We start from the raw sequence: 25,743 nt of genomic DNA on the forward strand, positions 1-25,743 counted from the left end.
GGACATGATAAATGATTGAATGGATTATCCGTCGTTCGGTGGCAAACCGTTTTCTGGTGATGATGGGGGCGCTGTTTCTTAGCGTCTGGGGAACCTGGACCATCATCAATACGCCGGTTGATGCGCTGCCCGATCTCTCTGATGTTCAGGTGATCGTCAAAACCAGCTATCCGGGGCAGGCGCCGCAACTTGTTGAAAACCAGGTGACCTACCCGCTGACCACCACCATGCTGTCGGTACCGGGTGCGAAAACCGTGCGCGGTTTCTCGCAGTTTGGTGATTCCTACGTGTACGTCATTTTCGAAGATGGTACCGATCCTTACTGGGCGCGCTCGCGCGTACTGGAGTATCTCAACCAGGTTCAGGGAAAATTACCGGCTGGCGTTAGCGCGGAAATGGGACCGGACGCCACGGGCGTCGGCTGGATATTTGAGTACGCGCTGGTGGATCGCAGTGGGAAACATGATCTGGCGGAATTACGCTCTCTTCAGGACTGGTTTTTAAAGTATGAGTTAAAAACGATTCCTAATGTGGCGGAGGTCGCTTCGGTAGGCGGCGTGGTTAAACAGTATCAGGTCGTTATCGATCCGATGAAGCTGACGCAATATGGCATCAGCCTGGCGGACGTGAAATCGGCGCTGGATACGTCGAATCAGGAAGCGGGCGGATCATCTGTTGAGATGGCTGAAGCGGAATATATGGTCCGCGCCAGTGGATATCTGCAAACGCTCGATGATTTCAATAACATCGTCCTGAAAACAGGGGCCGACGGTGTACCTGTTTACCTGCGCGATGTGGCGCGCGTACAGATTGGGCCGGAAATGCGCCGTGGGATCGCCGAACTGAATGGCGAAGGCGAAGTCGCGGGCGGGGTGGTTATCCTGCGTTCCGGTAAAAATGCGCGTGAGGTGATCTCTGCCGTTAAAGCCAAACTCGACACGCTGAAAAGCAGTCTGCCGGAAGGCGTAGAGGTAGTTACAACATACGATCGCAGTCAGCTCATCGATCGCGCCATTGATAACCTCAGCTACAAGCTGCTGGAAGAGTTTATCGTCGTGGCGCTGGTGTGCGCACTGTTCCTGTGGCATCTGCGTTCGGCGCTGGTGGCGATTATTTCCCTGCCGCTGGGGCTGTGTATCGCGTTTATCGTGATGCATTTCCAGGGTTTGAACGCCAACATCATGTCGCTAGGGGGAATTGCCATTGCCGTCGGGGCGATGGTTGATGCCGCAATCGTGATGATTGAAAACGCCCATAAGCGGCTGGAAGAGTGGGGGCATCAGCATCCGAATGAAAAGCTCGATAACGCAACGCGCTGGAAGGTTATTACTGACGCCTCGGTAGAAGTCGGCCCGGCATTGTTCATCAGCCTGTTGATCATCACGTTGTCGTTTATCCCCATTTTCACGCTTGAGGGGCAAGAAGGGCGACTGTTTGGCCCGCTGGCGTTCACCAAAACGTATGCCATGGCAGGGGCGGCATTTCTGGCGATTGTGGTTATTCCGATCCTGATGGGATTCTGGATCCGTGGAAAAATACCGGCCGAAAGTAGCAACCCGCTTAACCGTTTTCTGATCCGTATTTACCATCCGTTGTTGCTGAAGGTGTTGCACTGGCCCAAGACCACCATTCTGGTGGCGGTGCTTTCAATACTGACGGTTGTCTACCCGCTGAATAAAGTCGGTGGTGAATTCCTGCCGCAGATTAACGAAGGCGATCTGCTGTATATGCCTTCGACATTGCCGGGGATCTCAGCGGCGCAGGCAGCGGATATGCTGCAGAAAACCGACAAGCTGATCATGACCGTTCCGGAAGTGGCGCGCGTGTTTGGTAAAACCGGTAAGGCAGAAACCGCAACAGACTCCGCGCCGCTGGAAATGGTTGAAACGACGATCCAACTGAAGCCGCAGGACCAGTGGCGTCCGGGGATGACGATGGACAAAATCATCGCCGAGCTGGACAAAACCGTACGCTTGCCGGGGCTGGCGAATCTGTGGGTTCCGCCGATTCGTAACCGTATCGACATGCTCTCTACGGGGATCAAAAGCCCAATTGGCATTAAGGTGTCGGGTAATGTTCTGGCAGATATCGACGCCACGGCGGAGCAAATTGAAGAGGTGGCCAGAACCGTGCCGGGTGTCTCTTCGGCGCTGGCCGAGCGTCTGGTGGGCGGACGCTATCTCAACGTAGATATTAATCGTGAAAGAGCGGCCCGGTACGGCATGACCGTAGGTGCTGTGCAGCTGTTTGTCACTTCAGCGGTAGGAGGGGCAATGGTGGGCGAAACGGTGGAAGGGATTGCACGCTATCCTATCAACCTGCGCTATGCGCAGAGCTATCGTGATAGCCCGGAAGCATTGCGTAATCTGCCGATTCTGACGCCCATGAAACAGCAAATTACGCTGGCGGATGTCGCCGATGTGACGGTGGTTTCGGGGCCTTCGATGCTGAAAACCGAAGATGCGCGACCAACCAGTTGGATTTACATCGACGCCCGAGATCGTGACATGGTCTCAGTGGTAAACGATCTGAAAAAGGCTATTGCTGAAAAGGTCCAGTTAAAGCCTGGGACCAGCGTGGCGTTTTCAGGGCAATTCGAGCTGCTTGAGCGCGCCAGCCATAAGCTCAAGTTGATGGTGCCAATGACGCTGATGATTATCTTCGTCTTGCTTTATCTGGCCTTCCGTCGCTTTGGCGAAGCGCTGCTGATTATCACCAGTGTGCCTTTTGCGCTGGTGGGCGGCATCTGGTTCCTTTACTGGATGGGTTTCCATATGTCGGTCGCAACCGGAACCGGATTTATCGCCCTGGCAGGTGTTGCTGCGGAGTTTGGCGTGGTGATGCTGATGTACTTGCGCCACGCTATTGAAGCCGAACCCGCGCTGGAAAATCCGCAAACCTTTACGGCGGACAAGCTGGATGAAGCGTTATATCACGGTGCCGTGCTGCGCGTGCGCCCAAAAGCGATGACCGTGGCGGTGATTATCGCGGGTCTGTTACCTATCTTGTGGGGGTCGGGAGCTGGCTCAGAAGTCATGAGCCGCATCGCCGCGCCGATGATTGGCGGCATGATCACCGCGCCATTGCTGTCGCTATTCATTATTCCGGCAGCGTATAAGCTGATGTGGCTGCACAGACACCGCGGTCAAAAATAATGCTCTAAAGCGCGCGCCTGCATTCGGATTTGTTGCCGAAGCAGGCGCCGCGTTATACCTCCAGTGCCTTCACGCGTTTGCGGTACTCGCCCGGCGTGCAGCCAAATTCCCTTAAAAAGACTTTATGGAATGACGATTCGCTGGCGTAGCCCACCGACTCGGCCACCACAACCAATGGCTGCGACCCGCGAGACAGCATCTGGGCAGCGAATTGCAGGCGTAATGTGGTTAATACTGCGAGCGGCGTGGAGTTTGAGACTTCACGAAATAGCTGCGCGAAGCTGGCCCGCGACATATGCGCACGTTTCGCCAGTTCTTCGACGGTCCAGGCAAACGCCGGTGACTCCAGCATCATGAAGACGACAGCCCCTAGTTTGGGATGAAGCAGTAGATTTAACACGTTCTGAACGGGGGTCGCCTTGGTTAACCATTCGCGAACGGCTAAGGCGAACAGTGTGGCGCATTGTTGACTGCAGACTACACTGGAACCTGGCAGAGTACTCAAGGATTCCTGTTGCATCAACGCAATCATGGCCTTGAGCCAATAGCTGACAGGGCTATTTTCATCAGGTGCCAGAACCAATACTTCCGGTAACGCAGTTAAAAAATAGCGTGAGGAAGCGTGCAATCGAAGGCTGCCACAAACAATGTGTGTTTGTTCATCGCCAGACTGGCAGAGCCGATGTGCGGAGTTTTGCGGCAGGATCACGATAGTACCGGGCCGCAGAGTAAAAGATGTCCCATCGGGCATGTCCAGTTGGGCTGCCCCTTGTGTGACCGTATGCCAGCGGATAATGGACAATTCACCTGCTGCGTGAGGCAGTTGCCAGTCCCTGCTCAGTAGGCAGTTTTGGTCAATTGAGCCTTGTGGGTCGTTAAGCATCAGTAATCGGCTAAGGGCATCCATGGAGACTCCTGAACATTTTTTGTTGTCGTTTATTGAAACGATATTATCTCTTTATTTCATTATTATATTAATACCTTCAAAGTGTTAGTGTAATAATTCATTCTCGAAATGTTAGTCATCTTTAAGGCTAATTTAGACGATCTGACAGTTATCTGCGAGTTGTGGATACATTGTTTCGGCAGAGTTAGAGCTATATTTCAGTTCATCAAACGAACAGTGACTTGGCGGAGAGACAGCATGAATCAGTATCAGGCGATTATTATTGGATTTGGCAAAGCGGGTAAAACGCTGGCGGCAACACTGGCCAAAACGGGTTGGCGGGTAGCGATTATTGAACAGTCAAACACCATGTATGGCGGGACATGCATCAACATCGGCTGTATCCCAACCAAAACCCTGGTACATGATGCTGAACTTCAGCATGACTTTGCCGAAGCAATGCAACGCAAGGCCTCTGTTGTCAGTTTTCTGCGCGATAAAAATTTCCATAATCTTGCCGATCTGGAAAACGTGGATGTGATTGAAGGTCGTGCTGAATTCGTTGATAACCATACTGTGCGAGTCGTGCAGTCAACAGGCGAGATTGAGCTGAGCGGCGAGAAAATCTTTATTAATACTGGCGCCCAGTCAATGATTCCAAACGTTGAGGGATTAACCACGACACCTGGCGTATTTGACAGCACCGGGCTGTTGAATTTGACGCAACGTCCAGAGCGTCTGGGCATTTTGGGCGGTGGGTATATCGGCGTTGAATTCGCATCGATGTTTGCCAACTTTGGTAGCAAAGTCACTATTTATGAAGCAGCTCCGCAGTTTTTGCCTCGTGAGGACCGGGATATTGCTGACGCTATCGCCAACATTTTACGCGACAAAGGCGTCGAGCTGATCCTCAATGCCAACGTGCAGTCGGTCTCCTCTCATGATGGTGCAGTACAGCTGCACATGCCGGAGGGTGCCCAGACGGTGGATGCGCTGTTGGTAGCATCAGGTCGCAAACCGGCGACAGAAAACCTGCAATTGCAGAAAGCGGGTGTGGATGTAAACGATCGTGGTGCCATTGTTGTGAATAAATATTTGCGTACATCGGCAGATAACATTTGGGCAATGGGCGATGTCACTGGTGGATTACAATTTACCTATATCTCGCTGGATGACTTCCGTATTGTGCGTGACAACCTGCTAGGCGAGGGGTTACGTAACACGGGCGATCGCCAAAACGTACCGTATTCCGTCTTTATGACGCCGCCGCTTTCCCGCGTCGGAATGACTGAAGAACAGGCTCGCGCCAGCGGTGCGGCGGTGCAAGTCGTGACGTTGCCGGTAGCGGCTATCCCGCGAGCGCGGGTGATGAATGATACGCGTGGTGTTCTTAAAGCGGTGGTGGATAGCGAAACGAAACAAATATTAGGCGTGTCGCTGCTGTGCGTGGATTCTCATGAAATGATTAATATCATCAAGACGGTTATGGATGCGGGGTTACCTTATACCACATTGCGTGACCAGATATTTACCCATCCAAGTATGAGCGAATCATTAAACGATCTCTTTTCTCTCATAAAATGATAATAGCGTAGTCTGCATATTTGCCCCACCCGTGTGGGGCTTTTTTTTATTTATTTTTTATATTCCTGATACTAATTGACAGTTATTCTGGCGTTACGGATGAAATAAAATAAAGTGACATGTTTTATTATATTCCCACTGAAATAACTCGTTAATGGAAATAGAAATGAACATGCTTAAAACTACGTTACTAATGACTGCGTTACTGACTGCTCCGGTGACATTTTCCGCGTTAGCGCAAACCGAGGTTGCCCACGTTAGCGTATCAGCCGTGTCTGGCTCTCCTTCCGTGGTGGAAGATGCCATTGCGAAACTGGCGCAGGAAAAGAATGCGACTTCCTGGAAAATTACCTCAATGCGCATTGATAGCAGCACTCACGCAACGGCAATTTTGTACAAGTAAGGAGAGCCGGGATGGAAAAGTATCTTCGTATATTGGGCAAGGGCGATAGAGTTGGATTAACCTTGATTCGCCTGAGTATCGCGATTGTTTTTATCTGGATTGGTTTATTAAAATTTGTACCTTACGAAGCCGACAGCATTACGCCGTTTGTCGCCAATAGTCCGGTAATGTCATTTTTTTATGAGCATCCAGAAGAATACAAACAACATTTAACCCACGAAGGTGAATTCAAACCGCAGGCTCGTGAATGGCAGACAGCGAATAACACGTATACGTTCTCAAATGGCCTGGGCGTAGTCGAAGTTCTTATCGCTTTGCTGGTGCTGGCTAATCCTGTTAGCCGTTGGTTGGGATTAATTGGCGGCGTTCTGGCATTTGCCACACCAATTGTTACCTTATCATTTTTAATAACCACACCAGAAGCATGGGTAATGCCTCTGGGTGATTTACACCACGGATTTCCGTACTTGTCAGGCGCCGGGCGGTTGGTGTTAAAAGATACGTTAATGTTGGCGGGAGCAGTGATGATTATCGCAGATTCATCCCGATCAATAATTAAGCAGCGGTATTGAATTTTTAACGTTGTGCCCTCTGTAAGATAGCAAGCCACTATAGTTCGATTCGGTACTTACCGGGCCAGCAGGATGCTGGCTTTTTTCTGACTTAAGGTAAATTTATTAAGCATATATAAATTGCAATTATTCAATTTAGAAGCATAACGAGTCAGGGCTATATTTTAGTTAATGATAGAGTGCAGTAAACATCTTCTCTTATCCCCCGCGATAGCACGCCAACCCGCATGTTGCGTAGCCCCTCCATCATGATTGCTTTATTTTTTTCTGTACAATTCTTGCTATTTGTTATCTCAAAACCTCATTTTAAAAATTTTGTTATTCGCTTTTGTTATAGCCAGTACGCAAGTTCGCGTGGTTTTAGGCCTGGCTTGAGCTAGAATTAATCCTGATTAAATGTTTTTACGTATCAATAACTGACTAAAGATAGTTAAAAACTTAATTTTTAACCAACTGTTTGACATGGAATCCACTATGGTAATTAAGCACCAGGGGTGGATGCTGATCTCGCGTTTTGTGAGTAACCAAAGGCGGGACATATCTTAAATATGGAAATAAGGGTTTTAGAATGAGCTTTGGCTTAGCAAAGGAAGACAAGTTTGAAATCATCGCTATCCTTCGTGAAGAGCTTCATAAGAAAACGAAACTGGAAATCCTGTGTGGAGACAGTAGCGTTATCACGCAGTTAGAGAAGATTGATTTCGAACGGTTTGTCATCTCCGGACACGGAGACATTGTTCCTGAAAAGGTCCAATACTTTATCCTGCACAGTGAAAGCGGGATTGTAAAGTTTACTGCCAGGTTCGAACAAACCTCGTCAGCAGGTGCGGAAGCAGGATTATCCTACTTCATCCCGGATATGATTTTCTTTGCCCAGCAGAGACAAAATCAGCGTTTTTCATTCCTGAAGGGTTATGACTTTTTCTGTTTTGGTCGTTACAAAAATGGAGAAAACTACTCTCTCAAGATTAAAAATATCTCGCAGGGTGGTTGTGCGTTAATCGTTAAAGATGTAAACGCCCGTTTTCTTTATAAAGATGCGGTGATTAAAAATGCATCTCTGGATTTCGATACCTTTGGCAGTTTACAACTGGACTTAAAAGTGATCGATGTCGTCCCGATCAATGAATTTGATGAGGATAACCAGTTGTATTCCTGTCATCAGATCTCATGTGAGTTCGACTTTAAAAATCGTCGTGAAGAGACTGAAGTCGAGAAAATCATTATTAAATTTTTAATGAGTAACAAGATTAGAAGCTTATAAGGAACGGTGAACAGGATGTTGATGTGTGGCAGTGATAATTTTGTGGGCAATGGTATGTTTGCCTACCTGACCAGCAAACATGTACCGATACAAACATTCCAGTTTGAGGATATGTTGCATCAGTCATCATTATGCCAGCATCAAACCATGGTTTTTAATATCATTGATAATGAACAAGCGTGTTCAGACATTGTTCAGTTTTTGAATAAAAACCGATTCAAATTTTATAATAACGTCGTGGTGATTGTTGCTGATAGTTTGGTGGCGAAATTATGCGTAGAGTTATTATATGTCGAAAAAACAATAGTTTTGACTGAAAAATCTTCACTGCGCGATTTTGGTCAATTGGCGAAATTATCAGTCGGGAAATGGAACCCCCGACTGTATCGTTCGCAGAAGAGATTAACCGAAAGAGAACAGCAGATCCTGAACTTACTGGTAAGTGGTTATACAGCCAAAGAAATTTCTGAGTTAGTTAGCCTGAACTATAAAACGATTCAGGCACATAAGATGAGAGTCGTCGCCAAACTTGGCCTGACCAATACCTCTGATTTAAATAAGTTAATTGTCAGATTTACCCATCGTATGTCTTTTTTACCCTAACCTGACCATTCTTTTCTGATGTAATACACCTAATAGTAGATACAATTTGGGAGTGATTTTGACTGGTTTTTAATTTTATGATTTGTAGAGGGAGAGGGGAATGTTTAATTCCAATGAGGTGCTAACTGCGCTTGAAAAGGCTTTGAATACCAGTCAACTTTATATGGTTTATCAGCCTATTTTCAATTTGCATGCCCAGCGTATAAGCGGATTTGAAGCATTAATGCGTTGGAATAGTCCTCAGATGGGTATGATCTCTCCCGATGTTTTTATTACCTTACTGGAAGATAGCGGCAATATTATTTCCATTGAAGATATGGTTACTCACTCTCCGTGGGATGTTGCAACTTCCTGGCCTGACCCCATTGTATTATCCGTCAATATTTCCGCGCTTGAATTCTGCGATCCTCTGCTACCCCAACGCGTCAGACAAAATCTTGCCACTTCCGGACTGCCGGTCCATCGATGCCAAATAGAGGTCACGGAAACGTCACCGCTGTGTGACAGCCAGATTGCGGCTAAAAATATGACGGAATTAAAGGCGATAGGGGTCAAGCTTGCACTTGATGATTTTGGAACCGGCCATGCTAATCTTAATTACCTGTTGAAATATCCTTTTGACACTTTAAAAATTGATAAGGAATTTGTCACCGGTATTGAGCCCGACACCCGATCAACGAAGATTGTTGAGGGTATTATTTCACTGGCGCATAATTTTGGCATTGAAGTTCTTGCCGAAGGGGTGGAAACCCAGTCCCAGCTGGAGCGGTTGATGCAGATTGGTTGTGACAAAATTCAAGGCTTTTTCATTTCTCCCCCGGTGCTGGCAGAAGAGATCCCTTCACTCTTAGCACAATATAATCGTTAATCCCTCCTTTTCACGTTTCCCAACCCCTTGGTTGTTCCGCGTTGCTGTTAAGTCTGTAGGCCTGATAAGCGTAGCGCATCAGGCGACTTTGAACGGCAAAAAAAAGCCCCCTGCAGAACAGGGGGCTGGTGAGTTTATGTCAGCTTAGAACGATTTCTTAAAGCCGATAGAGGCATTGACCGGCGCTTCTACCTGCGACTTACTGCCGCCGTTGCTGAATTGCGTACCCAGCTCACCGTAGACCTGCAGGTTTCTGTCGATGGACCATGACAGGCCGGCTGCAACTTCAGTGCTGGAGTACTGCTGTGAAGATTCCAGCGTGGTGGTGGCTACCGCATTGGTAAAGTGCGTTTTGTCTTTTGAACCCAGACCCTGCCAGACGTTTACCCTGCCGTACGGCTGGAATTTGCCATGGTTGGTGTCATAGTCAGCGACCAGACGCACGCCCAGACGCGCGGTAAAGGAATCCGCAGTATCCATTTTCACTTTCGTTGGGGTCACACCATCCAGCGTGCTGTTATCAAAGTCGCTGTACTGGTAGATCAACTGAGCCTGAGGTTCCAGACTCCATGCGCTGGCACCTAAACGGAACGATTTACCTACCTCTGTCGACGCCGTCAGCGTGTTGCCTCTGACCGTATACGAGCCGTTGTTACCGGTCGCCTCCAGGCGGGATTTATGGTTACCGTACTGCAGGACGTTATCAACATACATACCGTCACCCGAGAACCAGGTAGCATATCCGCCGACGTAAAATGCGTTGTCGTCGATGTTACCGCCTTTGCCATCGCTGCCTGTCTTCGTGCCTTTCACGTTGCTGTCGATATCAAGGATGCTGGTATACATCCCGGCTTTCCAGCTTTCGTTAGCATACATATCAACGCCGACCTGAATGCCCATGGTATGGGAGCTGGTTTGCGTACCGGCCGCATCATCCAGTTTGGTTTTACCGGAGTAGCCAATCATTCTTGCCCAGGCGCGATTGTCTTCATCAATGCCCGGTTTAACCTCGTCACCCATACGTTGGTGCATGTTACCCAACAGGCTAAGATCACCCTGACGTACGACGCTGGCGAGGCCAGAATACAGCATGGTTTCTGGACGGTATTCACTTCTCAGATACCAGTTTTCACCCTGGCCCTGAGCATTACCCGCATGCAGTTGGTACTCAAACGCACCTGCAGCCATACGATCGGCGGCAAGATGGAAGGCATCCCGCGACGTTTGTGCGGTGGTGGTTGCGCCATTGAGCGCTGTCACCACTTCGATACCATCCCCAATGGTCGGCGCGCCGAGACCAGAACCATCGACATCCAGCAGCGTGCTACCGCTGGCTTTACCGCCATCGATAATCAGACGGTCGGCAATGCCTGAGCCGCTACCATTCTGGATAGCCGCCATGTTGATAGTCCCTTTTTCGCCGGTGTAATCCCCTTTGACGGTTAAGGTTGTGCCAGTCTGCTGACCGATGAGCGAGACATCGCCACCGTTGCTCAGGCCCGCTACCGTTTGGTTGTAACCCTGAGTGTTCAACGTGGTGTCTGCGACCACATAGTGGTGCGATGCGCTACTCAGGGTGTTGGCATTACCCGCTTGCAACACGCCGTTGGCGATCAACGTCGCGCCGCTGTAGCTGTTTTCGCCTTGCAGCTCGGTAATGCCGCTACCGGTCTGATGCAACTGGCCTTTACCACTGATATTGCCGGTCAGCGCCAGGGTATCGCCACGATTGACGTTGAGTACGCCGTTATCAACGACATCCCCCTGAATGCTGCCGATATCACCGCCGTTACCCAGCTGTAAAACGCCTTGTTCGATGGTGGTGCCACCGGTGTAGGTGTTATCCAGCGTCAGGGTGAGGGAGCCTTTACCGGTTTTGGTCAGTTGACCGTTACCTTCGACTTCAGTCAGCAGAGAAACGTCATGTCCGTTGGTGTCGAATGTCCCGCCGCCGGATTCCAGCGTCACCTGACGGGCAGTATCAAACGCTTCGCCATACTTCAGCGTACCGCCATTAAAGGTAATTCCCGTATCTGCCGCACCCAGGTTGGTATCGCCCGCTACCTGCAGCGTCCCGGAGGTGATGGTCGTTCCGCCGCTGTAGGTGTTGTCGCCCGTGAGGATGAGGGTACCGAGATCGCCTTTATTCAGGCCGCCGGTACCGCGGATAACGCTGTCGATAGTCGCGGTGTAGTTGGCGCCGTCTACTGTGCCATCGCCAACGCGAATCAGGGTGTTGGCCGTATCGGTGGTAATGGCTTCGCCACCCACGCGATAACCATCGGTGGCGAACTGCGCGCCGCTGATGATGACGTCGCCTTTGCTGTTATCGACGGTCACGTTGCCTGCTTCACCCTGGAAGACGGCAAACGCGGCATCGGTAAACGGTGCGTTCAGCGCGCCTTCCGGCGTTGATTCATCGGTAGTCCAGTTGTCGTTACCCTGGCTGGATTGCCAGATACCGTCGCCGCCGTTGATGACGCCGTTGTTTTTCAGCTCGCCATTCTCACCGCCGGTGCCGTCCCAGAAGCGCAGCGTTAGTCCTGCGTGGTTGACCAGGTTGACCTGATTTTTCACCGATGTCTGCACGTACAGGCTGTCAGCCGCTTCCGGCGCGTTAGCAATATCCATCACATTGTTGGTCAATGTGCCGGTGTAGTTGATGACGCGATAGACGCCGACATCAAAGCTGCCGCCCGGTGAGGTTTCAATGTTGAGCTTACCATCGAGCGTCAGATCGCCATTTACATCAATCAAGTCGTTGAAAGCACCGCCCGGGGTGTAAGCCTGACCAAACTGATAATCCAGCTGTGCGTTATCACTGAGCGTCAGCGAACCGGTAGTCAGTTTACCCACGCTGTTGATGGCCGCACCTGCGGTAATATGAGCGTCGTCCAGCACATCAACCGCGCCGCCAATAATTCCGTTTCCGCCAAGCGTTGCCCCGGATTTCACCGTCACCTGGCCGGTAGCCGCAGACTGATTACCGTTGACCAGCAGCACGCCTTCATTGACGTCCGTGGTGCCGGTGTAAGTATTGTCGCCGGTCAGCGTTAACGTACCGTCACCGATTTTCACCAGGCTACCGTCGTTGCCGCTGATAATGCCGCTGATGGTGTCATCAAGATGCAGATTACCCAGTGACAGCTCTTTATTGCCCAATTCGACATTACCTGCGCCGGACAACGAGCCGATCGATGTTGCGCTGTCGACTGCGCTGATATCGACCTTACCGCCCGCCAGGTTTTTAACGACGGTATTTTCTGCCATCGCCTGGTCAGCGAAGGTCATCAGTCCGCTGTTGTTCACGGTGGCATTGCCGCCGCTGGCGTCTTCTTCCAGCGCCAGAGTACTGTCTTTTGACACGTTAACCGTCGCGTTGCCCGCGGTGGCGTTGTTGGTTAACACCGCTTTCGCCGTGCCCGTCAGGTTCAGCATTGCGCTCGCTGCGGTGACGTTATCTGCCAGCGTTAACAGGCTGTCGGCGATGTTCATGGTCAGGGATTTCAGGCTGGTATCTGTCCCGCTGACATTGAGCATCGCGCCCTTATTGACATTCACGGTGCTGCTTTCGTTACTGCCAAAGGCTCCGGTTTTGCTGACGTTGACCGTCACATTGTTGGTGTTTCCGGTACCGGCAATTTCTGTGTCGCCTTTGTAGCTGTTTGCGCGGTCGAGCGACAAGGTGCTGCCCGCATCGCTAGAGCTGCTGGTGACTTTCAGTTTACCGTCGCCAGTAATCTCACCGGTTGGCGTGAAGTGGCGCGAATTGAGATCGAACACCGCTGCGTTCTCATTCGCTCCCAGCTCGATGGTGCGATTGCTGGTCAGGTCCGCGCCCAGTTGCAGCGTTGAACCGTTATTGATTGCCAGGTCAGTTCCGCTCTGGCCGAGATTGCTGTCGGAGGAGATCTGCAACGTGCCGCCATCAATGCGCGTGCCGCCGCGATACTCGTTATCGCCGCTGAGGATCAGACGGCCAAGGTCGGTTTTCACCAGCGTCAGCTTGTCAGCAGTACTGGCTTCGCGGATAACAGACTCAATGGTCGCGGTATAGTTTTGTCCCGCGCCACCGGCGCCAACGCGCAGCAGCAGTTCGCCTGTTCCCGGCGTCTGGCCTGCGTGGGTCGCGTTTTCAGTGGTGGCATACGCGTTAAGCGCATCGCCTTTAACGACATAGCCATCGGCATCAAACTGTGCTCCGGAGAAGTTAACTTCTCCCGCGGCGTTGTCCACGGTAACTGTACCGCCTTTGGTGGTGAAGACGGCGAAGGACTTCTGTGCCCAAGGGGCGTTACCTTCACCGGTTGCGGTGGTCCAGTTGTTATCACCCTGGCTGCCGATTGCCATCCATTTGCCATCGCCACCGTCAATTTTGCTGTCGCCTTCAATACCCGACGCGCCGTGGCTCTGATTGACGGTTGCGCCGTCCCAGAACTGCAGGGTAACGCCGTTGGCGTTCACCAGGTTGACCTGTTTGTCGATGGAGGTCTGGACAAAAATATTGCTCTTATCCTGACTGTCCGGTATTGCGCCTAATTCCAGCGTCTGGTTATCCAGCGTGCCGCCGTAGTTATAGATACGGTACACGCCCGGTCCGAAGTTACCGCCCTGTGAAGTGGTGACATCCAGAGTCCCGTCCAGTTGCAGATCGCCCGCGACGTTAATCAGATCGTTTAGCGCGCCGCCTGGCGTATAGGCCTGACCCAGTTCGAAAGCGGAAGTCGTTTTGCTACCAAGCTGCAGATTACCGTTAATGGATAACGTACCCGCACCACCGTCACCGGCGCTGAGGGTCGTGGCATCGTTCATCAGCACGTTGCCGCCGATAGTGCCATTACCGCCAAGTGTGGACGTGCCGCTAACGGTGGTGGCACCGCGCGCCGCGCTTTGATCGCCATTCACCAGCAGCGTGCCGTTGGTAACGGTGGTGTCGCCGGTATAGGTGTTATTGCCGTTCAGACGGGTAATGCCGCCGCCGATTTGCTGCAGCGCGCCAATACCGGAGATCACGCCGTTGAGCAGCACGGTGTTGGCGCGATTAATCGCCAATATGCCGTTGTCGATAATGTCTGACACGGCGCTGACTTCGCCTGTATTTCCGCCGTCACCCAACTGCAGCGTACCGGTTTGAGCGATAGTGGTAGAGCCGGTGTAGGTATTGTTAGCGGTGAAGATCGTGGTACCGCCCGCCGCACGTTCGAACTTCCCGTCACCGCTGATGATACCGCGATAAATTTGCGCCGCTGAAGCATCACCCTGGGTATCGAAGATAACCCGGCTGCCTGTGCCCTGGGTCGTAACATTGTAATCGCCAATGCTTGCGGCAGTACTGGTCGGCTCGACGTGGTCGCCGGTGCTCAGGGTTGCGCCATTGTTTACGGCAATGGTTTTGCTTGCCAGCGTCAGGTTTTCTACGACCCGGACATCTGCGTTTGAGCCGCTGATGGTCAGCGAATCCCAGCCGGTGCCGATGTTGGTGCCAGTGGTCAGGTTGTCGCTAGCCAGCGTACCAATCTTCGCACCTTTTGTATCGGTGAAGGTGAGGGCGTTGCCGCTACCTGCTTCAGTAGTGATGTGGCGTGTTTTATCCAGCGTCACATTGCCGATGTTGGCTTTATTGTTACCGCCAGTACCGGCGAAATTCACTTCACCCGCATAGGAGCCACTACGCCAGTTAAAGATGTCCGCACCTTCGCCGGTATTGATTACGCCGCTGGTTACACCGCCGCTGATATCAATGGTGTCATTGCCTTTGCCGGACTGAATGGCCACGGCCGTGTCGTTGATGGCCTGCAGGGTTCCCGTGTTGGTAATGGTTTTACTGCTGTCGCCGCTGGCGTCAATAACCGGTGAGGTGGTGCTGGCAGAGATAATCTTGCCGCTGTTGGTCAAGGCGCTGACGTTTTTCGCGATGATCGCCGAACCGCCTGCGTCGTTATGCACGTTAATGTCGGCATTGGTGGTGACATTACCGTTGGTATTAGCGCGGATACCGCTGCCTTCGCTGTTCAGCACCTCAATGGTGTAGCCTTTGCCGATGGTCAGATCGCCCGATACCGAGCTGCCATCGCGTTTTTCAAAGGCAAAGCCGGTACCTTTCCCGTTGACGTTGAGGATATTTCCAGCGCTGTCTTTATCGGTCATGGTCAACGCCACGCTGGTGCGGATGCCTGCGCCATCGTTGGAGTTTATGGTGACGTTTCGTAACAGGATATTGTTATTGTTAGCATCGTTTTGAATGCCAGCACCGTCACCCTTTGCACTGATCTCCACATTTTGCGCGGACAGAGCGCCAGCGCCTTCGGCCAGACGAATACCGTCAGCGGTGCCATCGGTAGTAATACTGTCGCCAGAAATACCGTTAATTAGCAGGCTGGCTCCTTGGGTGAGCAGAACCCCGGCAGTACCATTATCAACCTGAACTTTGCCCAGTGTATTGATTTGTGCGCTGGCACCTGAAGCTCTAACACCGATGCCGTTGCTGACATGCAGAGCGCTGGAAGAGTTATTGGTTAAGCTCCCGCCTTGTTGAACATCAACACCGATGCTGTCGACGCTGGCCAGATCAATAATCGAGTTGGTATCCAGGATCAGGTTGCCCTGATTCCTCGCCACATAGGCGATAACCTCATTGCCGCTAGCTTCAGAGGTAATCTTCGCGTTGGAGGTGAGGGTGGTGCTAGTAGGATTACCCTGCGTGTCACCATTCAACTGGTGAGCCTGACCATCCACAACCCCGGCAACGGTTCTTTCGCCGGTTAAATTGATGGTCGTTTTATCGCTGATAGTTCCTTTCGCGCCGCCTTCGATAACCAGCGCCGCTGAGTCGCTACCCTTAACGGTAAACGTAGCTTCACCGGTATCTACGCTACTGCCAGCGCCGGTGGCGAGAACGCCCACGGAATTCTTACCGCTGAGGGTAAGATCAAGGTTGGAGCCAGCCTGACCATTCGGCGGCGTGGTATTCCCGGCCAGCAATGCGCCATTGGCGATACGGAAAATGGTGGTGCGATCCTGACCATTGTCATTCATCACCGCCTGACCAATGTTGGCGGTAGCGCCTTTACCAAACAGGTAATAACCAATCTGATCGGTGCTGTTAAATGTCGGGCTACTCAGACTGTCAACGTTAGCGATGGCGTTATCACGTACATGCACACCGATGTTACCGGCTTTATCCAGCGTAATGTTGGAGTAGACGTTGACCACAGCCTGGCCGTTAGCGCCGCCTTCTGCCCAGATAGCGTAGTTACGGTTACCGACACCGCCTTCACCGTCCACCACGATAGAGCCTGAAGCGCTGGTGGTGACTTCGGCATTTTTGTTATTGGCGCTAACGTGGATCCCCACGTTGTTGGTGCCATTTACGTTAATCTTGCCGTCGTTGCGGATTTCCTGATTATTTTCCGCGCCGCTGTCGCGTACGGAGATGCCGTAGTTCTTACTGCTGCCCCCGCCAGAACCTCCATTGATCACGATATTGCCGGTATTGAGGACGTTGCCCGTGGCATTCCCGACCAGAATCCCCGCGGCGTTGCGTATGCCGGTTCCCAGCGTGATCAGACCGTTGTTAATCACCTCTTTGGCACTCTTGGTCATGATCCCGGCGCTCAGACTAGAGCCGCCAGCCATCGTGACATCTTTAGACGGATCGCTTGCGTCGCGACCAAGATAAATTGAGGCATCCTGAGCGTTAGTGAAAGTGGCATTCCCGGCAACTTCTACGCCATAAGCGGTGCCTTTGGCAAAGGATGCACCGTTTTTGCGCCCGTCCACGACGTTGATATCGCCGTTGTTGACGCCTTGCGATTCGTCAGACAGTTGCATGCCAATAGCCAGCGTCAGCGAAGAATCTGGCTCATCCTTACTCCAGGGATCTGCTGCCGACGCGGTACCAAAGTTATCGGTGGTGATCGCCTGGTTAATGGTGCCGTTGTTTGCTATCTGGCTGGCGCCTTGCCCCTGCATGCCAAATGCGCCATAGCTGTTGACGTTTTGATTGCCGTCTTTGTCGATAAACAGCCCGGAGTTGATGATCCCGTTGTTGGTTGCCGTTGCGTCTTTTGCCAGCATGCCAATCGCCAGACTCTGCCCGGTAGACGTGCGTAATGCGTTCAGCTCGCCAAGGTTAGTGATAACCCCGCCACTAAGGGATTTCATGACACCGTTAATACTGCCGTCAACGGCAATAATCGCATCTTTGTTCAGGGTGCCGGAGGTGCCTGCACCGTTGGCGTAAATAGCATGCAGCTCACCGCGGCCAGCGGTCGCGTTATTGCTATGCGACAAGCCGTCGGTCCAGACGTCGTAATCCCAGGTAAGCACGTCTGAAGACTTGCTGGAGTTGATCAAGCCATCAATCAGCTCCGCGTATTTTGTCTGCGCGGCGGTGACGGTTGTGATATCACCGTTTTCAACATCCAGCCACAACTGCAGTTGACTGACCTTTTGCCCTTCAGGGTTTTCTGCTGCGTCGCTGCTTTTACCCAACAGCCAGTCGTTAAAATCGGCCAGCTCCTGCGTGCTGGTAATGTTAAATGTGCGCGTACCCGTTTCGACTACTTTACCGTCTGCATCATAGCCGTAGGACATGAGTGTTACATCATCGCCAAACACGGAGGTTTGCGCTGAACCGGCGAACGTTTTTTCAGGGATAACTGGGGCGGCGTTAAATTTTATATAGTTATCGGATTGCCAGTTAACCTGGCTACCTGCGTCCTGAGCCTCCAGCAAGGAGGAGTCTTTAGCCAGCAACTCGATAGTATTGGCTTTGTCACGGACATTGAGCGTGTCGTTGCCAATATCCAGATTGGCTATGGAGCCATTTGTCGCCAGCGCGATGCCAAATTGTTTATAGATTTTAGACAATGTTGGATCGCAGGTGTTTAATACCGAATCGCCAATCTGGGATTCAGTAAGAAAATTACTTAACTCATTGGTGTCAAATACTTTAATAGTTGTAGGTTCGCCAGGGAACGCCGGGTCGTTAATATCAAATTCTGTGCTCTGTGAAGGCGTCGACGACCGGTTGTACGTCAGGTATTCCGCCAGCTCTTCAGCATTAGTAATCGTTTTTACGCTCTGGTCAGGGCTGGTGGCCTTAAGAGTGATTTTGCCGGTTTGCAGCAGCTCTCTGATGGTCGTTGATTCAACAACGCCACTTTGACCCGGACTGATCGTTGGGATCGCACCGCTGATATTGAGCGCCTGACCAGCAGTGATATCTTTATATAAGAATCCGTAGTCGTGGATACCCGCATAATCCCCAACGGAAATACCTGCCTGGTAGTCGGTGAAAATATTGTGATCACCGATATCGATAATCGGATCAGCGGAAACCTGCATTGAAGCAGCGCTTAATGCACCCGCTGCTAATACCGCAACCGTTTTACGCGAGCTGCTTTTTTTCTTTCCTTTGGTTAATTCAGAAACGACCACCCAGATACCGAGCGCCGCGTTCCAAATAATGCTGTAAACTTTGTTCATATATAACCCTCGTCTACATTCCTGTTATGCATGTGTTAATACATTGAGTTGTTGGCTATGGTTGGCACGCGGATGTGCTACCCGGTAATAGATTTTTGGGAATAGGGTTTCCTTCCGTGCGATGCGGAATTAAAAAGCGAGTCGAAAGAAAACTTTTTTAAATAATAACCGTGATAATTGTCCTTAAATAAGTCAGTTACGGCTGGCTATAGTGAGAAATGGTGTACTTGAGCCGGGTGTTATTTTTGCCGAGTTTTCTGGCAATATTGCTTTTGTACGCCCCGATGGTTTTTTCACTTTTTTGTGATGCCCCGGCGATTTGTGTCAGTGACCATCCTCGTGCAAGCATCATCATTACGTTGAATTCGTTTGCTGTGATCTTGTTGTGTAATGCTTTGATATTTTGTTGGTTATTGTTTTTTGTGATACGTGTAACGGCATGGTGTAGCCGATCAAGACTGGCATCTTGATCAAGAAACAGCATGTTCTTCCCACAAACGGTTTGAAAAAGAGTAAAAGTAGCTTCATCTGCCAAAACAATAATTTTGGTGACAGGTCGTAAAGCCATGTTGCGGATAATCCTGGCATATTTTAAAAAATCTGATTTGTCAGGATTAATGATGATGCAATCCGTTTCATAAGGAAGCATTTTGACAGCAGAGAGCGTCTGGGAGGAGTAATACGCGATATCAATATATAATGATGAGCCACGTAGGATTTCTCGCATGCCTAGCCAAGGGTAAATTGAGTCACCCAAAAAAATAGCCTTTGACATAACGATCTCCTTGAAATTTTGGTGCAAGCAGCCGCCTCTTTTTGTAGGTTAAAAAAGAGTTTCTTGCGACGCGTGAAATGTTAATTAAATCTCGTATTACGTTCTGTGCTGTGAACGTATCCTTATTAATTCCAGATTAAACAGATATTCTCTGTATTTATTAGAATCATTAACTATTCTTAAAGTAGATATTACACTTTGTTAAAATTTAAGATAAATCGTTTATTTCAGCTCTGCGTAAATGATTGATAGATTTCGCTTATGAATCGCATGAATAATGATTGAGTGGTTTCTATAAAGACAGGGTATTCCTATCTGTTTTGGAGGGGATTTATATGAAAAACATTATATTTCAGATGGATACCCGTTTTTCTTAATGGGCTTACTGGTTGGTAGGAGAATTCTTAATCAAGACCAGGACAAAGAGAAGGGGCGTCGAGGGGAAGAGAGAAATATCGCTAAATTTGCAGTTATCGACCTGAAACTCGAGTATCCAGGTTGATAATTCTTAGAGTTGTGATGTTTTTAGGGAATTATCCTATTTTTAGCTTTTTGTGCTTAATTTTAAAAACTCACTTGAAGAGGTTATTTTTTCTGATTGCTATTGCTGATAGGGCTTAGCCTGCCAACAGTTCCTGTTCAACCTGATGTACCTGCTGTTCCAGCGTATTGCGGATTTCCGTAAGCGCCCGTTGTTGATCGGAGAAGTAGGCTTCTTTATCAGTCACGGAGGTGGCAAGCCGCCAGGCGTTTTCGGCTTCCAGTTCGGTAATCTCTTTGAGCAGCGCGTTAATTTGTTCTCTGAGCTGCTGTATTTTGCTGCGTAAATGCTGCAAATCGTTCAATCGGTCACTGGCCATCATCGGTTCGAGGCCGCTTTGCAATTGAGTCAGTAGCGCCCGGACGGTGGCAAGATCGGCATTTTGGCGCGCCTGGTTAAGCTGCACCATCATCTGATGCGCTTTCTCTTTCAGATCATCGGCTACCACGTCCGGGTGGCAAAGACGGCTTGCCTGACGCCACAGGCGTTTTAACTCATTACGTTCATCAGAGGAAAGCCGCTGGTCACGGCTAAAACGATGCTGTGCATCCTGCTGCTGCTCCTGATATTCATCATATTCATGGCTGGCCTCTTCCTGTGCCTGACGGGTTGCGCTGTCATCCTGGCGAGAAAAGTCGTTTTCCAGCTCACGAATCTCAGCCAGCAGGGCGGTAATCAGTTCAGTTTGCTGCTGAATACGTTGGCGTGTTTCCACCGATTCGCGCGAATCTGAATTCTGGTTCATCCAGTGCTGCTTGAGCCTGGCCAGTTGATCAACAGCCTGGGAAATATAGTGCTGACAGGATTGATAGTCTTTTTCCCGGCGTTTTCGCTCCGCTTCCTGTTTGCGCTGGGCACTGGCGGCGAGCTGTTTACGCAGTTCGAGAATGCGGCTCATCAGCGGTCCAAGACGAAGGTGATACAGATCGTTGAAATCATCGAGGATTTGAATGCGCGTGTTACGCTTATCGATCAGGTCACGCAACTGTGTTTCGAGTGCTTTGAGTTCCAGCTTACTGGCGGCAATGGCGGGATCCTGCCACGTAGAGACTGCCCGTTGAGATTGCAGCCAGGCCGAGATTTCACGCAGGGCATCACCAAAGCGTCGTTCTTCGATCGCCTGCACAATGGTGCCTGGTACGACTGACAAAGGCTCATTTTTAAGATGCGCCACCTGCTGGAAAATAATCTCCTCATCTTCCAGTTCAATAGCGCTTTTGACGATTTCCAGTCGTTTGATGATCTTATTCATGACAGTCGTTGCCTGGCCTGGCTAAAAAACGAGTGGCTGAAGTACAACAGGTTCACCCGTTTGAAAATGTTAGAAAAACAGTAAAGCGCATTCTGTGGCCTGCGATGCCTTTTCGTCCAGAATAATTCACTGTAATTATGAAAAACCGGAAGTCGCGCGCACCTGTCTGCATCTTCAAACCTCTGTTTCATGTTTTTTACTCTCGGGTAATTATTCTTGATTCAGTAAAGATAATGCGTATAGTTCTCATTCTCTTTTGTTATTAACTCCCTGTATTACTTCTGGTAAGGATCCCGACAATGAAAAAAACAACATCCGCGCTGGCATTGCTGATTACTGCGGCGTTAAGCGGTTGTGCGGCGCATACCACGCCAGCCAGCAACGCCAGCGTTACGGAAAAAACAGCGCAACCTGCCGTCAGTGATGTGCAACAACGCGCGCTGGCGGATGGGTTATATGAAATGGCGCTTAGCCCGGCAGGGGATGCGTTGTACGTTGCCAGCGCCGAAGGATTTAAAGATGTGCAGGGCGGCGTGGTTTACAAGCTGGATCCAAAAACGCTTAAAACGCTCGGCTTGAGTCATACCGATATGAAAAACTTTGGTATGGCTATCTCGCCGGACGGTAAAACAGTGTATGTCACCAACTCACTGGATGGTGGCCTGAGCGCGCTGAATACCGCTGACGGCAAAGTGAAAAATCGCGTACTGTTCCCGGAACGTAACCCAGAAGGTTTCCCGTATGGTGCGCGCCAGGTGCTGCTGCATAACGGTTTGCTCTATATTGGTGCCGTGGCGGATCCGGCGGTGATTTGGGTGGTTGACGCTGAAACCCTGAAGCTAAAAACCCGCATTAAAAATACGGGTAAATGGATGACCGGACTGCATTATTCAGAAGTGACGCAGCGAATTTATGCAGCTAACGGCGGCGGTGAAATTCTTGTTATCAACCCGCGTAATCAGCGCGTAGAAAAACGCTGGCAACCGCTGGGAGAACAACCTGCGCTGTTGCTGAATATGACGGAGGACGCACAAACGGGTCGCCTGTTTGTCACCGACAACTCGAAAGCGAAGACTACCCTGGTGCTGGATATCCATACTGGTAAGCTGCTGAAAAAATTGGATGTGGGTGATTCGCTGGCGGTGAAATTTAACGCAAAACGCAACGAAATCTATATTACCCAGCGTGATTCAGGGAAATTGCTCAGCCTGAATGCGACCGATTACAGCGTGAAGAAAAGCTGGGATTTACCACCAAACCCTAACAGCTTGCTGCTCTCGGCGGATGGGCAAACCCTGTTTGTCACCGTGAAACAGAAATTTAATAAAGACCACTCTACGTCTGCGCCAGATAACGTGGTACGTATTGACCTGAATAAACAATAACAACTCGCCTTCTTTCTATTGTTTTTCTCCCGAGCCTCGGTGCGTTGGGCAAGGAAGCCCGGCGTATCCAATCGATTGCGCCTTGCGACAACCAGGTTGAAATGTTAAAAGAAGCCCCTTCAATAAAAACCACACAGGGGAAGGGCGTGAAAAACGCGTCAACTGCATCTGACACCAGCGTGTCTGATGCCGCGTCGACGAACGAGCCGACGCTTCAACGAGGGTTGCAAAACCGCCATATTCAGTTAATTGCGCTGGGCGGCGCAATTGGTACCGGCCTGTTTTTGGGCATTGGCCCGGCTATTCAGATGGCGGGACCTGCGGTGTTACTGGGTTACGGCGTTGCCGGGATCATCGCTTTTTTGATTATGCGTCAACTGGGCGAAATGGTGGTCGAAGAACCCGTTTCCGGATCGTTTGCCCATTTTGCCTATAAATACTGGGGACCGTTCGCGGGTTTTCTGTCCGGCTGGAACTACTGGGTGATGTTTGTGCTGGTCGGCATGGCAGAACTGACAGCGGCAGGGATCTACATGCAGTACTGGTTGCCCGATGTTCCAACTTGGATTTGGGCCGCGGCATTCTTCGTGATCATCAACGCCGTCAATCTGGTCAACGTACGTCTGTATGGCGAAACGGAATTCTGGTTTGCGCTGATTAAAGTACTGGCCATTATCGGCATGATTGGTTTTGGCGTGTGGATGCTGTTTTCCGGTAACGGCGGGGAACATGCAAGCATCGATAACCTGTGGCGTTACAACGGCTTTTTTGCTACCGGCTGGAACGGATTAATTCTGTCGCTGGCAGTGATTATGTTCTCCTTTGGTGGGCTGGAGCTTATCGGGATTACTGCCGCGGAAGCGCAGGATCCGCAGAAAAGCATTCCAAAGGCGGTAAACCAGGTGGTGTACCGTATTCTGCTGTTTTATATCGGTTCTCTGGTGGTGCTGTTGGCGCTGTACCCGTGGGTGGAAGTGAAATCCAACAGCAGCCCGTTCGTAATGATTTTCCATAATCTCGACAGCAACGTAGTGGCTTCTGCGCTGAACTTTGTCATCCTGGTGGCTTCGCTGTCGGTGTATAACAGTGGCGTCTACTCTAACAGCCGCATGCTGTTTGGTCTTTCGGTTCAGGGTAACGCGCCGAAGTTCTTAACCCGCGTCAGCCGTCGCGGCGTACCGGTGAACTCACTGATCCTTTCCGGTGCTATTACGTCGCTGGTGGTACTCATCAACTATGTGCTGCCGCAAAAGGCCTTTAGCCTGCTGATGGCGCTGGTGGTGGCGACGCTGCTGCTGAACTGGATTATGATCTGCCTGGCACATCTGCGATTCCGGGCGGCGATGCGTCGTAAGGGACGTGACACGCAGTTTAAAGCGCTGCTGTATCCGGCAGGGAACTACCTGTGTATTGCTTTCCTTGGCATGATTCTGGTGCTGATGTGTACGATGGATGAGATGCGCCTGTCAGCTATCCTGCTGCCAGTCTGGATCCTGTTCCTGTTTGTTGCCTTCAAACTGCTGCGTCGTAAGTCCCGCTAAGTTTCTACCGATCTTGTTATTACCGATCCCATCGTCAGGGTGGGATCGGATCCTCACTCAACGTTTATCGTGACCGTTCTCGCAATTTTGCTGCTGCTGACAGGATCTTTATTTTGTAATCGATTACTTTTCTATTGAATCTAATTTGTAATCGATTACTTTTTAAGGGTGGGGCAAAAAATGGTGTCAACAACCGAAAGTAGTGGAAAACAGAGCGTACAGTACCGGCTGCTGGTGCCCCGGCTGTCGCTAATGATGTTCTTACAGTTCTTTATCTGGGGAAGTTGGTCCGTCACGCTGGGGCTGGTGATGAGCCAGCACAACATGTCGCTGTTGATTGGCGATGCGTTTTCAGCCGGGCCCATTGCCTCTATTCTGTCGCCATTCGTCTTAGGGATGCTGGTAGACCGCTTTTTTGCCTCGCAAAAGGTGATGGCGGTGATGCACCTTGCTGGCGCGGCAATCCTGTGGTTTGTTCCGCAGGCATTGGTGGCGCAAAACGGTGCACTGTTGATTGGTCTGCTGTTTGGCTACACGTTGTGCTACATGCCTACGCTGGCGCTTACCAACAATATTGCTTTTCATAGTCTGTCGGATAAGGACAAAACCTTCCCGGTGGTGCGGGTGTTTGGCACCATTGGCTGGATTGTCGCGGGGATCTTTATCGGTGTAACCGGAATTTCGGACACCACCGGCATCTTTACGCTGGCGGCGATTATCTCTGTGATTCTGGCGCTCTACAGCCTGACGCTGCCCAACACGCCAGCACCGGCGAAAGGACTGCCGGTGAAAGTTCGTGATCTGTTTTGTGCGGATGCTTTTGCCTTACTCAAGGTCCGTCACTTTTTTGTCTTCTCGCTCTGCGCGACGCTTATCTCTGTACCGTTGGGAACCTATTACGCGTATACCGCGTCGTTTCTTGCTGATGCGGGCGTCGGCGACGTCAGTACGGCGATGTCGTTTGGTCAGATGTCTGAAATATTCTTCATGCTGGTGATCCCGTTCCTGTTCAGACGTTTGGGCGTGAAATACATGCTGTTAATCGGGATGTGCGCCTGGTTCGTGCGTTATGCCTTCTTTGCCCTCGGCATCAGCGAAGAGGGCCGATTCCTGCTGTATCTCGGCATTCTGCTGCACGGCGTGTGCTACGACTTTTTCTTCGTGGTCGGCTTTATTTACACCGATCGTATCGCCGGGGAAAAAGTAAAAGGTCAGGCGCAAAGCATGATCGTTATGTTTACCTATGGGATCGGTATGTTGCTGGGTTCGCAAATTTCAGGCGCACTGTACAACCGGCTGGTGGCGGGGCAAACCGTGCCTCAGGCGTGGACCACATTCTGGTGGATCCCGGCAGTCGCTGCCGCAGTGATTGCCGTGATTTTCCTTTTCTCTTTCAAGTATGACGATAAAGAGCAGGCGTAATTT

The 25,743-nt window shown here is 50.7% G+C and carries 14 protein-coding genes; 10 read left to right on the forward strand and 4 right to left on the reverse strand.

All coding sequences use genetic code 11. The annotated features are described in order from the left end of the window. The first annotated feature begins 11 nt into the window (after positions 1-11). Complete coding sequence (locus tag OGY13_RS04550) at positions 12-3,155, forward strand: CusA/CzcA family heavy metal efflux RND transporter (protein WP_213752853.1); 3,144 nt, start codon at positions 12-14, stop codon at positions 3,153-3,155. A gap of 52 nt (positions 3,156-3,207) precedes the next feature. Here OGY13_RS04550 and rclR read toward each other — a convergent pair whose 3' ends face one another. After that, positions 3,208-4,062: a reactive chlorine-specific transcriptional regulator RclR gene (gene rclR / locus OGY13_RS04555; protein ID WP_137377130.1), complete on the reverse strand. Its 855-nt coding sequence runs from the start codon at positions 4,060-4,062 to the stop codon at positions 3,208-3,210. A 237-nt stretch (positions 4,063-4,299) separates the two neighbouring features. Between rclR and rclA the strand changes: the two genes are divergently transcribed. From rclA to OGY13_RS04585, 6 genes are all read left to right on the forward strand, one after another. Further along, entirely contained in the window at positions 4,300-5,625 is a 1,326-nt protein-coding gene (gene rclA / locus OGY13_RS04560) for a reactive chlorine resistance oxidoreductase RclA (protein ID WP_213752852.1), read from the forward strand. Positions 5,626-5,797: 172 nt separating this feature from the next. Continuing rightward, positions 5,798-6,028 (forward strand): reactive chlorine resistance periplasmic protein RclB, encoded by a 231-nt coding sequence (gene rclB, locus OGY13_RS04565; RefSeq protein WP_048216347.1) that lies wholly within the window; start codon positions 5,798-5,800, stop codon positions 6,026-6,028. Positions 6,029-6,039: 11 nt separating this feature from the next. Continuing rightward, complete coding sequence (rclC, locus tag OGY13_RS04570) at positions 6,040-6,600, forward strand: reactive chlorine resistance membrane protein RclC (protein WP_008784029.1); 561 nt, start codon at positions 6,040-6,042, stop codon at positions 6,598-6,600. A gap of 568 nt (positions 6,601-7,168) precedes the next feature. Then, entirely contained in the window at positions 7,169-7,864 is a 696-nt protein-coding gene (locus OGY13_RS04575) for a flagellar brake protein (protein ID WP_103015057.1), read from the forward strand. A gap of 21 nt (positions 7,865-7,885) precedes the next feature. Beyond that, positions 7,886-8,467 carry a helix-turn-helix transcriptional regulator gene (locus tag OGY13_RS04580; RefSeq protein WP_003831148.1) on the forward strand — a complete coding sequence of 194 codons (582 nt, stop codon included), beginning with the start codon at positions 7,886-7,888 and terminating at the stop codon, positions 8,465-8,467. Between the two features lie 100 nt (positions 8,468-8,567). After that, positions 8,568-9,335, forward strand: coding sequence for a putative bifunctional diguanylate cyclase/phosphodiesterase (locus tag OGY13_RS04585; protein ID WP_003831149.1), 768 nt, complete (start codon positions 8,568-8,570; stop codon positions 9,333-9,335). A 144-nt stretch (positions 9,336-9,479) separates the two neighbouring features. Here OGY13_RS04585 and OGY13_RS04590 read toward each other — a convergent pair whose 3' ends face one another. From OGY13_RS04590 to OGY13_RS04600, 3 genes are all read right to left on the reverse strand, one after another. After that, on the reverse strand, positions 9,480-18,824 hold the full coding sequence (locus OGY13_RS04590; protein ID WP_286637543.1) for an autotransporter outer membrane beta-barrel domain-containing protein: 9,345 nt from the start codon (positions 18,822-18,824) through the stop codon (positions 9,480-9,482). 196 nt (positions 18,825-19,020) lie between these two features. Beyond that, positions 19,021-19,599 (reverse strand): helix-turn-helix transcriptional regulator, encoded by a 579-nt coding sequence (locus OGY13_RS04595; RefSeq protein ID WP_008784033.1) that lies wholly within the window; start codon positions 19,597-19,599, stop codon positions 19,021-19,023. A gap of 617 nt (positions 19,600-20,216) precedes the next feature. Further along, positions 20,217-21,392 (reverse strand): coiled-coil domain-containing protein, encoded by a 1,176-nt coding sequence (locus tag OGY13_RS04600; protein WP_008784034.1) that lies wholly within the window; start codon positions 21,390-21,392, stop codon positions 20,217-20,219. A gap of 299 nt (positions 21,393-21,691) precedes the next feature. Here OGY13_RS04600 and OGY13_RS04605 point away from each other — a divergent pair, with 299 nt between their 5' ends. From OGY13_RS04605 to OGY13_RS04615, 3 genes are all read left to right on the forward strand, one after another. Then, the gene (locus OGY13_RS04605; protein WP_137377133.1) at positions 21,692-22,777 is read left to right on the forward strand and encodes a YncE family protein; all 1,086 of its coding nucleotides are present in this window, start codon (positions 21,692-21,694) and stop codon (positions 22,775-22,777) included. Positions 22,778-22,923: 146 nt separating this feature from the next. After that, positions 22,924-24,318, forward strand: coding sequence for a phenylalanine transporter (pheP, locus tag OGY13_RS04610; protein WP_008784036.1), 1,395 nt, complete (start codon positions 22,924-22,926; stop codon positions 24,316-24,318). Between the two features lie 180 nt (positions 24,319-24,498). Further along, a complete protein-coding gene (locus tag OGY13_RS04615) occupies positions 24,499-25,740 on the forward strand; it encodes an MFS transporter (RefSeq protein ID WP_003835691.1) in 1,242 nt (413 codons plus the stop codon). The last annotated feature ends 3 nt before the right edge of the window (positions 25,741-25,743 follow it).

Origin of the sequence: Citrobacter sp. Cpo045 (assembly GCF_030332875.1) — a bacterium.
GTDB lineage: Bacteria > Pseudomonadota > Gammaproteobacteria > Enterobacterales > Enterobacteriaceae > Citrobacter > Citrobacter portucalensis.

Bases quoted from the DNA above. Each gene is read 5' to 3' on its own strand.
- OGY13_RS04550 (WP_213752853.1), top strand. From the start codon at position 12: ATGATTGAATGGATTATCCGTCGTTCGGTGGCAAACCGTTTTCTGGTG.
- rclR (WP_137377130.1), bottom strand. From the start codon at position 4,062: ATGGATGCCCTTAGCCGATTACTGATGCTTAACGACCCACAAGGCTCA.
- rclA (WP_213752852.1), top strand. From the start codon at position 4,300: ATGAATCAGTATCAGGCGATTATTATTGGATTTGGCAAAGCGGGTAAA.
- rclB (WP_048216347.1), top strand. From the start codon at position 5,798: ATGCTTAAAACTACGTTACTAATGACTGCGTTACTGACTGCTCCGGTG.
- rclC (WP_008784029.1), top strand. From the start codon at position 6,040: ATGGAAAAGTATCTTCGTATATTGGGCAAGGGCGATAGAGTTGGATTA.
- OGY13_RS04575 (WP_103015057.1), top strand. From the start codon at position 7,169: ATGAGCTTTGGCTTAGCAAAGGAAGACAAGTTTGAAATCATCGCTATC.
- OGY13_RS04580 (WP_003831148.1), top strand. From the start codon at position 7,886: ATGTGTGGCAGTGATAATTTTGTGGGCAATGGTATGTTTGCCTACCTG.
- OGY13_RS04585 (WP_003831149.1), top strand. From the start codon at position 8,568: ATGTTTAATTCCAATGAGGTGCTAACTGCGCTTGAAAAGGCTTTGAAT.
- OGY13_RS04590 (WP_286637543.1), bottom strand. From the start codon at position 18,824: ATGAACAAAGTTTACAGCATTATTTGGAACGCGGCGCTCGGTATCTGG.
- OGY13_RS04595 (WP_008784033.1), bottom strand. From the start codon at position 19,599: ATGTCAAAGGCTATTTTTTTGGGTGACTCAATTTACCCTTGGCTAGGC.
- OGY13_RS04600 (WP_008784034.1), bottom strand. From the start codon at position 21,392: ATGAATAAGATCATCAAACGACTGGAAATCGTCAAAAGCGCTATTGAA.
- OGY13_RS04605 (WP_137377133.1), top strand. From the start codon at position 21,692: ATGAAAAAAACAACATCCGCGCTGGCATTGCTGATTACTGCGGCGTTA.
- OGY13_RS04615 (WP_003835691.1), top strand. From the start codon at position 24,499: ATGGTGTCAACAACCGAAAGTAGTGGAAAACAGAGCGTACAGTACCGG.